We start from the raw sequence: 9,814 nt of genomic DNA, 5'->3' as shown, positions 1-9,814 counted from the left end.
CATCCCGAACAGGACCGTGAAACGACTCTACGCCGATGATAGTGCTGCAACCAGTGTGAAAGTAGGTTATCGTCAAGCTAGTTATTTAGAAAAACCCCAGTTAAGCCTGAACGCGCTCAAGATCGCGCTCAGTGCAAGACTGGGGTTTTTTGCGTTAGAAGAAAATTGTTGTTTGCCTTATACAAGGCAAGATTTTTTGCATATAGGCATTTATACTTGTGAATTGAGTAAATCACTTCAACAAGGATAACAATGAAATTTTCGGCACTGGGTCTGGCTCATCGCTTTGCATTACTGATGGCGATTATCGTGGCCGGATTCGCCTTATATGGCGCCTGGTCCTTCTATGTACTGAATCAGCTCAAGGTCAACGGTCCGATTTATCAGCGCGTGGTACAGGGCAAGGACTTGATCGCGGATATCCTGCCGCCGCCCGAGTATATTATCGAATCCTATCTGGTCTCCTTGCAGGCCATGAGCGCGCCGCCTGGCGAGCGCAAGGCGCTGATCGATAATCTCAAATCCCTGAAAAACGATTACGACACCCGTCACGACTTCTGGACCAAGGAAGTGCTGGAAGACGACATCAAGGATCTGCTGCTGAACGGCGCCGACAAACCGGCGCAGGCTTTTTACCAGGTCGCCTTTTCACAGTTTGTGCCGGCGCTGGAAAAAGATGACTCGGCGGCTGCGGCTGCGGCACTCGACATCATGAAGCAGCAATATTCTTGGCATCGCGCTGCCATCAACAAGCTGGTGGAGCGCGCTACCAAGCGCAACACCGATGACGAAGCTGCAGCCAAGACTCAAATCGCCTCTTCCTCCGCCATCATGCTGGCCATTCTGCTGGGCTCCGTCGGCCTGGCGGCCGCCGTGTTGTACGCACTGGCGCGCAGCCTGATTGCGCAGCTGGGCGGCGAGCCGCGCGATGCGGCCAAGATCGCCGGCAGCATTGCGGCCGGTGACCTGGGCGTAATGATTCATACCGCGCCGCACGATGACGATAGTCTGCTGGCGGCGATGAAGGCCATGCAGGGAGGACTGATCGACATCGTCGGCCAGATCCGCAGCGGCACCGGTACCATTGCCAGCGCGTCGGTGCAAATCGCATCGGGCAACCAGGACCTGTCGGCCCGTACCGAGGCGCAGGCTTCGGCGCTGGAGCAAACCACGTCGTCGGTCGAAGCACTGGCCGATGCGGTGAAACACAATGCGGGCAATGCCCGTCAGGCGCAGCAGCTTGCATTGTCGGCTTCCGACGTTGCGGTGCGCGGCGGCGCGGTGGTGTCGCAGGTCGTGGACACCATGGGGGCCATCAACACGTCATCGAAAAAAATCGTCGACATTATCGCGGTCATCGACGGCATCGCCTTCCAGACCAACATCCTGGCATTGAACGCCGCGGTGGAAGCGGCGCGCGCGGGTGAGCAGGGACGCGGCTTCGCCGTGGTGGCCACCGAAGTGCGCAACCTGGCGCAGCGTTCTTCCGCTGCCGCCAAAGAAATCAAGGCCCTGATCGACAATTCGGTGCAGACGGTGGACGCCGGCGCGCTGCTGGTCAACCAGGCTGGCGTGACGATGAATGAGGTGGTCGACAGCGTGCGCCGCGTGACCGATATCATCAGTGACATCAGCGCCGCCAGCGAAGAGCAAACCACCGGCATCGCGCAAATCAGCGCGGCGATCCGCCAGCTGGACGATGTTACGCAGCAGAACGCCGCACTGGTGGAGGAAGCCGCCGCTGCGGCGCTCAGCATGCAGGATCAGGCGCAGCATCTGTCACAGGCCGTCAGCATCTTCAAGCTGGCCGATGGCCGGCCTGCTGCGCGCGCAACCGGCCTGGCGTTGTTAAATTAAGCGCCGCGCTGGAGGTTCAGGATGAAACTGACGCCGCCAGCCCGGTTCTGGGCGATGATGGTGCCGCCCATCTTGGCCATATAGGTCTTGGCGACGAACAGGCCCTGGCCACGATTGCCTTCGGCGCCGGACTCCGGCTGGTCAGAGACGCCGTATTCAAAGATCTTGGTCAGCATGTCGGACGGGATCTGCGGACCGTCGTTGTGAATGCCGATCGTAGCGCCGGTGTCGCTGCCTTCCAGCGTAATGGTGATCGGGCTGCCCGGCTTGCGGTAACGTTCCGCGTTGCGCAGCACGTGCGTGACGACATCCTCCAGCGAATACTCATCCGCGCGCGCGGTCAGCGGCTCCGCCGGCCCCTCGAAGCGCACGCCGTCGATGCCAACGTGGCAGGCATTGCCCGCGACATTCTGCAAAAACGCCGTCAGGTCGATTTCGCTCACCTGTAGTTCGGATGACTGGAATGCTTCGCTGGGCGACGCCCGTCCATACAGCACGCGGATCGCCTGTTGCATGCGGCTGATATAGCGGTGGCTCTGGTCTTCCTGCGCACCGTGCAAGACCATCAGCGACTGTAGCGGCGACATGATTTCGTGGCCCACCGCGTGCCACATATCGCGTTCCTGCTCGGCGCGGATGTTCTCGCGTTCGACGTCTTCACGCACGCGGCGCAGCAGGTCGTGCAGCCCGGTCGCCAGCACGCCCAGTTCATCCTCGCCGCGCAGGTCGGCCAGGTCGGCCTCCGAAAAACCACGCGCGGCCTTCACGCGCTCGCCCACATCGTCGGCGCGCTTGATCAGCACCTTGACGCGGCGGATGATGCCGATCTCGATCACCAGCCACGCCAGCATCAGCGCCGCCAGCATGGCGCCGACAAACCACACCAGGCGGCTGGCCACCACGCTCAGGCTTTTGCTGACGCTGCGCACATCGCCTTTCAACAGCACTTCGTAACTGCCGGCCGGCGTGGTGATGATTTCCTTCGCTGCCAGCGGCACATCGTAGGCGTCCACCGGCAGGCGGCGGATCAGGGCGGTGACGAAATGCCAGCTCTGGTCTTCAGGATCTATGGGGGCGACCAGCACCGGCAGCGCCGCGCCATCGCTGAGACGTTTGATTTGCAGGCTTTCGCCCGGCAGCAGCATGGCCTTCAGGTCCGTCAGCGAGAACGGCGGCGCGGCCGGGCCGGTGCTGCTGTCCAGCAGTGGTGCACCATCGCCCGGCGGCAGCACGGCGATGCTGACGTTGATGCGATCCAGATCGGCCGGCGGCCACTCTGGGCGGCGCTTTTCAAACAAGGCGTTTTGCAGCACGGCGACCGGCAGGCGCAGGGAGAAGAAGGCGCTGCGCGCGCAGTTGGGGTCATCGTCGGCGATGTCGGGCTGGTTGCAGCGCGGGTTTTGCCAGATCCAGCCGCGGAAGTCCTTGACCACGGGGGATTTGCCGCGCGCTACATCGGCGGCGGTGAAGCCGGTTAGCCGTCCGCGCATGCCGCCGTAGCGGCGGCCCGGCGTTTGCGGCTCGGTACTTTCTTCAAACGGCGCGATCCAGTCATAGGTCTGTCCGCGCAGCGTGACTTTGACCCGCACACGGTGCGCCTGGTCGACTACCTGGTCACCGCGCACATGTGGCACCAGTTGCGCGCTGTCGAAACTGCCGGCAACGTAGATGAAGCCACCGGCCCACGGGTTGTTGCCGATGCCGACGCACAGCGAACTATTGTTCCCGTACTGCGCCAGGCAGCCGGACATTGCCACCGCCTGCTGTACTTTTTGCAGGTCGTCGAAATCCAGCGCGGCGAAGGGCAGCAGCAGTGGATGCAGTGCGCCGCCAGCGTTGGACGGTTGTGGATTGAGCAGCGCCAGTTGGCCGGTGGGATGGCGCAGCGTCGCCGCGATCTGCACCCGGGTCTTCTGGAAGCTGCCTTCGTAGTTCTTGTAACTGAGCTGCTTCTCCTGCTGTAGCACCGACAGCGCCAGCCCCACCGTGGCCGCCATCAGGAAGACAAAGGCGGCGCGCAGCAGCAGCCGCAGGCGATAGGGGACGAGGCTGAGCCGGCGCCAATTCATTCGCCGTCGGTCCAGCGAAAGCCGCGCATCGGCACGTTTTCTATGCAGGCGAAATCGGGATCGATTTCGCGGAAGGCGTCGCGGATGGTGCTGACATGCTTGCGGATGTTGTCGCGATTGCGGCCGCTCTTCACCACGTCGAACAATTCGTCGTAGGAGATCACCTGGCCGCGCCGCGCAAACAGCGCCGCCAGGATGCGCTGCGCCGTCAGCGGCAGGTTGATGCGCTGGCCGCGCCACATCGGCGTGCGCTGACGCAGCGGGTCCATGCTCAGATCCGCCGTGCCGGCGGTCGGCGCCGGTGCCGGCGCAGGGATGGCGCGCAGGATTTCCAGGAAGGTTTCGACGAAATCGGCTTCTTCAAACGTGGCCTTTTGCAGGTAGTCCCATGCATCGAGCGCTTTCATGATGCTGCGGTAGATGGTGGCCGGCATCGCCGACACCACCAGTACCGGCGTCGCATGGCGCTTGTTGATGGCGTTGATGACGGCGACGCCGGCGTGGCGCTCGCGGCCCAGTTCAATATCCAGCACCACCAGATCGTAGCGTTCGCGGGCGATGGCGGCTTCGGCGTCGTCCCGGCTGAACCATTGGTCGACCACGATGCCCGGACGCGCCGCTTCTATCCACGCCCGCAACTGGTTGCTGGTGGGGTGATCGTCCTCGATGACGGCGACTCTGGCCATGCTGCGCTCCGCATTCTGTTAATGGAATCAGTATCTACGCTTTTGAGGGAAAAGTCACAAAGCGGCTGTGAGGATTTCCTCACACGGACGGAAGAGAGGTGGACGGTGGCAGCGTTGATACTTCCGCCTCGTCCGGCGCACCATGCTGTTCAGGGATAGGCCCGGAACTCAACGAAAGGTGAACATCATGGCAGAGCGGATCAAACGGATGGTGCAGGCGGTGCGGACTGCGTTCAGCGGCGGCGCCGGCATGGCGGTGAACGACGCGCGCCGCAATGGCGCGATGCTGATGGCGGTGGGACTGGCCGCTGCCGCCGTCTACGGCCTGGCGACGCATCCGCCGCTGGCCAAGCTGGCGCCTGGGAATGTCGGCATCCGCACCAACCAGCTGACCGGTTCTGCGGTTACGGTGCGCGACGGCGCGGTGTTCATGATGCCGGGCGTGCATGTGCTGCGCCAGGTGTCGCTGCTGGATCAGGTGTACCGTCCGGCGCGCCCGGAGGCGGCGCCGTTCCAGTCGGTGGAAGGTCTGGCGCTGGGCGTGGACCTGTCGGTGCGCTATGCGCTCGATCCGTCGCGGGTGGTGGCGATGGCGCAGTCGCTGCCGCCGGATATCCGCGGTGCGATTGTGGAGCCGGCGGTGCAGGGTGTGATCTACAAGGTGTTCACGCGTTATACGGTACGCGAGATTTATTCGTCCAAGCGCGCCGAGATCCAGAAGGAGATCGAGGCGGAGCTCAAGCCCAAGCTGGCGGCGGATGGCGTGACGCTGCGCGGTATCACCATCGGCAAGATCACGCTGCCGGCGGAGTATCAGGCTGGCATGGAGAAGCTGCTGGCCGAGGAGCTGGAAACCGAGAAGATGCGCTATACGCTGGAGTTGAAGGAGAAGCAGGTCAAGCAGTCGTCGCTGGAGGCGGATGCCGAGAAGGTGCGCCGCGAGAAGGCGGCGGAGGCGGCCGGCAATGAGCAGATCATTGCGGCGCGCGCGCAGGAACAGGCAATGGCGCATGTGCTGCCGTTCAAGCAGAAGCAGATCGAGCAGCGCAGGCTGGAGGCGGAAGCAGAGAAGGAGGCGCGCATCAAGACGTCCGAAGGAAATGCCCAGGCGCGCCTGATCGAAGCCGGCGGCGAGGCGGATGCGCGGCGCAAGCTGGCCGAGGCGGAGGCGTATCGCCACGAGATCGTCGGCAAGGTGGAGGTGGCGCAGATGGAGCGCGAGGGCGAGCTGTTGACGCGCAATCCGCTGCTGATCCAGAAGACCATGGCGGACAAGCTGTCGGACAAGGTGTCGGTGATTATCGCGCCGCCGCCGGCGGATGGGGGCTTTATCGGTTCGGCGTTGCTGGGCAAGCAGCCGCGCGTGGCGGCGGAGGGGCAGTAATCATGGTCATGTTGATGGCGGCGGCCCTGACGCTGGCGATTGTCACGCAGGACCAGACCGCGCTGCGTGCCGCGCCCAAGGATTCGGCGCAGCAGCAGGCGGTCCTGTGGCAAGGCGATAGCCTGGAGATACGCGGCGAGAAGCAGGACTTCTTGCAGGTCTATGATTATCGCCGCGAGCGGGCTGGGTATATTCGCGCGGCGCAGGTGCGCAAGGTGTCGCTGGAGGCGGCGGATGCGCCGGAGCTGTTGTCGGTGGTGCGCTTTCTGCGCGACACGCCGGGGGCGGAGTCGCTGGGCATCAGTTATGCGGCGGCGTATCTGAAGGCGGCACCGGCGGCCGCGATTACGGCGGAGCCGTTCGATGCGTTGGGGACGATGGCGGACCGGCTGGCGCGGCGCGCGTCAGCCAAGCAAAGCAAGCAAGGGGATATGGCGATTGCCGCGCATCTGGAGGTGGTGGCGCGGTATGGCGTCGGCATACGCAGCTTTGAGCGTGAGGGGCGGATGCAGCTGTGTTACGACGGCGAGGCGTTCCGGCGCGTGTTGGCGATGGCGTCGGCATCTCAGCCGCAGCGGGCGGCGGCAGCGCTGGGATTGACGCGGCAGGAGTGTGTCGATCCCGCACTGGGCCCGGGCGCGCGGGTGGCCCTGGATGATTGGCGCGCCGAGGTGCTGGAACGGGTGGAGTTTAAGGATTTGCCGGCGCATGTGAAGAACCGCGTGCATATGCGGCGGGCGATGGTGTGGTCATCGGTGGCGTTTGCACGGGCGCGCAAAGGCTTGTCTTCAACGGAGGCCGGGCAGCGTGCGCTGGACGAGTTGGGGATGGTGGAGCCGGCCGAGTTGACCGAGGATGATGCCGCCGCCTACGCCGAAGCCGGCGTGCGCGCAGGCAGCGTGCGTTGGGCGGCACAGTCGTTGGCCGCCCCGGCCGGCGTGATCACAGTGGGGAGTAGCTTGCGTGTGGTGGCGCTGGCCGGGCAGCCGGGGGAGACGTGCGTGCTGCTGGTCGATGGCAAGCACGATCAGCAGCATCCGCTGGCGCGGCGATGCAGCTATGGCGCGGTGTGGGCGGCGTCGGCGCGGGCCAATGCGCAGGGCACCGCGCTGGCGCTGGCGGTGCAGCCGGTGGATGGCTGGCGCGAGATGTGGTTGTTCCATCAGACCAGCGACGGCTGGCTGATCGACGTCATGCCGCCGGCCGCCGCCGATCCGGACATCGGTTATGCGGAGTTCGCCGGCTGGGTGCCGGGCACGCAGAACATGCTGGTGGCGCGCGAAGCCCGCGTTGACGGCCGCTTCAAGCGCAGCTTCGAACTGGTGGAGATCAACACGCTGGCGACACTGAAGTCGGCCGACAAGCCATCGTCTCTCAGCCTGTTCTACCGCTGGCAAGACCCGGCATGGAAGCGCCAGACGATCGCGCTGCGCTAGAACTGATACAGCGCGCTGGCGCCCACCAGCCAGTTGCGTTGCGGCGCCGCTTCGTAATAGCGTTTGTTGGTGTCGCCGACGATGACCGAGCCGACGTAATTTTTGTCGAGCAGATTATTTAGGCGCGCAAACTGTTTGAAGCGCCAGCCGCCCCACTGCTGGCCGAGGTTGACGCGCGCATTCAGCACGCCATAGCCGGACGCCGGCTGGTCCACATTGCTGTCTTCTACGTATATCTTGCCGACAGCGACCGCTTCCAGCGCCGCACCAAAGCGGCCGGCGCTTTCCTTCCATGCCAGCTCGCCGTACAGGTTCGCATTCGGCACACCGGGCAGGCGGCTGCCTTTCAGGACATTGCCGTAGCCCTCATCGTAGACCGCGCGCAGCGTGGTCAATGCCAGCCGCGTGCTGAGACCATATCCCCATGACGAATCGAGCGACAGCTCCACACCCTGACGCAAGGTCTTGCCGCCATTGCGATAACTGGTGCGGCCACCACTGGCGCTATCGACCACCAGTTCATCCGATGTCTTCACCTGGAACAGCGCCGCATTGATGCGCGTGCGCTCATCCAGCCGCGCTTTCACGCCCGTCTCAACGTGCGTGCTGTAGGCCGGCTGCAAGCGGAAATTGAAACCGCCGCCGGCGCCGGAGTAGAACAGCTCATTCAGCGTTGGCGTTTCAAAGCCGCGCGCCGCGCTGGCATAGACATTCAACAGCGGCGCCACGCGATACAGCACGCCCAGCACCGGTGTGGTGTGGCTGTAGCTCAGCGAACCGCTGTCATTGCCGTTGCTGAGAAAGTGATCATCCACCGAAATCTTCACGCGGCTGTGGCGCAGGCCGGCGCTGAGCTGCCACGCGCCGGCATCCCACTCGGTTTGCAGGTAGGGATCGAGGTTGCTGACTTTATCGTCTTCATCGCGGCGCAAGGCGCCTTTTACGCCGAAGGTGGCGCCGATGAAGTTCTCGTAACCCTGGCGCGCATCGCTGGAGCGGCCGTACTCCACACCGGCGGTGGTGGTCAGCTTGCCGCCGGCTAGTGCATTCACATGCGACCAGTTGATATCCGCGCCGGAAAAGTCGCGCTCGAAATCGACTACGCCGCCGGAATGGCTGGCCGGCGCCTGGAATGCCTTGGAAAACGCCTGGTACTGAACCACTTCGCGGTTGCCGCCGTATGCGGTCACGCGCAAGCGGTCATCGCTGCTCAAGCGCTGCTCCCACGTCGCGCCTATCTGTTTGTGGTTGATGCTTTTGCGCGTGTTGTAGCGATCGGCCAGTGTGCGCTTCGGCGACTGCGTATCGGTGCTGTCGATTTCTCCGGCGCGCGGGTCGCGCTGATAGGTGGCCCAGGTGACGCCCAGTGCATCCTGGGTATCGTTCTGCCGCAGCGCGTTGGCGATGATGTTCAGCTTCGCCCCTTCGGTGGGCGTGAGCGTCAGTCTGGCGTAGGCCTGGTCGCGGGTAGCGGCGCTATGCGCGCGGTAGCCGTCGGTATCGAAGCGCGACGCATCCAGCACATAGCCGATGTTGCTTTGCTTACCCTGCGCGGTGACATCGGTCTTGTGCGTGCCGTAGCTGCCGCCGGCCAGATTCAGTTCGACCGACGGCGCGCCATCGCCTTCCCTGGTGAACAGCTGGATCACACCGCCGGCGTGATTGCCATAGATCGCGGAGTAGGGGCCGCGTAACACTTCGATGCGTTCCGCCACGTCCAGATTAAAGGTGGCGGCCTGGCCCTGGCCGTCCGGCATGCTGGCCGGGATGCCATCGGTGATCAGATGCACGCCGCGCACGCCGAAGGCGGAGCGGGCGCCGAAACCGCGTGACGAGATCTGCAGATCCTGCGCGTAGTTCTGGCGGTTCTGCACCACCAGGCCTGGCACGGCCGCCAGGGCCTCGGAGGCGTTGACGCGCAGGTTGTCGTCGTCGACCTTTACCGCGTCTATGGAGGCGGGCACGTCGAAGCTGGCGTGTTCAGTACGCGTGGCGCTGACGACCACGACCGGCGTCTCTACAGCTGCGGCGGCAAGCAAGGCGATGAGGAGCAAGGTGTATTCCCAGGAAACGATGAAAACGAAATATAACAAAGCCCTTGTCAGACCAGCGCCGCCTTGTTATGATTCTGTCCCTCACGAAACAACACATGCAAATGCAGCGTTGAGTGAGAAAAGAAGAGAAAAAGTAGAGCTTGACGAAATATTCGAAACGCTTCATAATCTTGCCTCTTCGCTGATGAACAAAACGCTTCTTCAGCTAGCAATACAAGACAACGATCTTTAAAAATTTACAGTCGATAAGTGTGGGCATTTGGTGCTGCAACAAAAAGCATTAAATGCTCAACAAAGAAATATTCAGTAGAAATACTGTCAGTATTTT

8 protein-coding genes are annotated in these 9,814 nt (G+C 63.2%); 5 read left to right on the top strand and 3 right to left on the bottom strand.

Translation table 11 applies throughout. From position 1 onward, the window contains the following. Together GTP55_RS28710 and GTP55_RS28705 are read left to right on the top strand one after the other, a co-directional pair. Positions 1-250, top strand: a 250-nt coding sequence (locus tag GTP55_RS28710) for a hypothetical protein (RefSeq protein ID WP_229258211.1), incomplete at its 5' end; no start/stop codon positions are given. 2 nt (positions 251-252) lie between these two features. Continuing rightward, positions 253-1,857, top strand: a complete 1,605-nt coding sequence (locus GTP55_RS28705) for a methyl-accepting chemotaxis protein (protein ID WP_161048183.1) — start codon at positions 253-255, stop codon at positions 1,855-1,857. Here GTP55_RS28705 and GTP55_RS28700 read toward each other — a convergent pair. Both GTP55_RS28700 and GTP55_RS28695 read right to left on the bottom strand, forming a co-directional pair. Then, positions 1,854-3,926 carry a sensor histidine kinase gene (locus GTP55_RS28700; protein ID WP_161048182.1) on the bottom strand — a complete coding sequence of 691 codons (2,073 nt, stop codon included), beginning with the start codon at positions 3,924-3,926 and terminating at the stop codon, positions 1,854-1,856. The genes GTP55_RS28705 and GTP55_RS28700 overlap by 4 nt on opposite strands. After that, positions 3,923-4,612, bottom strand: a complete 690-nt coding sequence (locus tag GTP55_RS28695) for a response regulator transcription factor (RefSeq protein ID WP_161048181.1) — start codon at positions 4,610-4,612, stop codon at positions 3,923-3,925. Before GTP55_RS28695 ends, GTP55_RS28700 begins: the two co-directional genes overlap by 4 nt. Positions 4,613-4,799: 187 nt before the next feature. On the opposite strand from GTP55_RS28695, the gene GTP55_RS28690 reads away from it, so the two are divergent. Together GTP55_RS28690 and GTP55_RS28685 are read left to right on the top strand one after the other, a co-directional pair. After that, positions 4,800-5,996 carry an SPFH domain-containing protein gene (locus GTP55_RS28690; RefSeq protein WP_161048180.1) on the top strand — a complete coding sequence of 399 codons (1,197 nt, stop codon included), beginning with the start codon at positions 4,800-4,802 and terminating at the stop codon, positions 5,994-5,996. Between the two features lie 8 nt (positions 5,997-6,004). After that, entirely contained in the window at positions 6,005-7,432 is a 1,428-nt protein-coding gene (locus GTP55_RS28685) for an SH3 domain-containing protein (protein ID WP_202423909.1), read from the top strand. On the opposite strand, the gene GTP55_RS28680 is transcribed toward GTP55_RS28685, so the two are convergent. Next, positions 7,429-9,486: a TonB-dependent receptor family protein gene (locus GTP55_RS28680; RefSeq protein ID WP_229258210.1), complete on the bottom strand. Its 2,058-nt coding sequence runs from the start codon at positions 9,484-9,486 to the stop codon at positions 7,429-7,431. The two genes, GTP55_RS28685 and GTP55_RS28680, sit on opposite strands and share 4 nt — an antisense overlap. 19 nt (positions 9,487-9,505) lie before the next feature. Here GTP55_RS28680 and GTP55_RS28675 point away from each other — a divergent pair, with 19 nt between their 5' ends. Beyond that, entirely contained in the window at positions 9,506-9,718 is a 213-nt protein-coding gene (locus GTP55_RS28675; protein WP_161048178.1) for a hypothetical protein, read from the top strand. Positions 9,719-9,814 lie beyond the last annotated feature (96 nt).

Origin of the sequence: Duganella margarita (assembly GCF_009857535.1) — a bacterium.
In the GTDB taxonomy this organism is placed as follows: domain Bacteria; phylum Pseudomonadota; class Gammaproteobacteria; order Burkholderiales; family Burkholderiaceae_D; genus Rugamonas; species Rugamonas margarita.
Note: the sequence above shows the minus strand (reverse complement) of the source record. Positions and strands in the feature narration are given on the sequence as shown.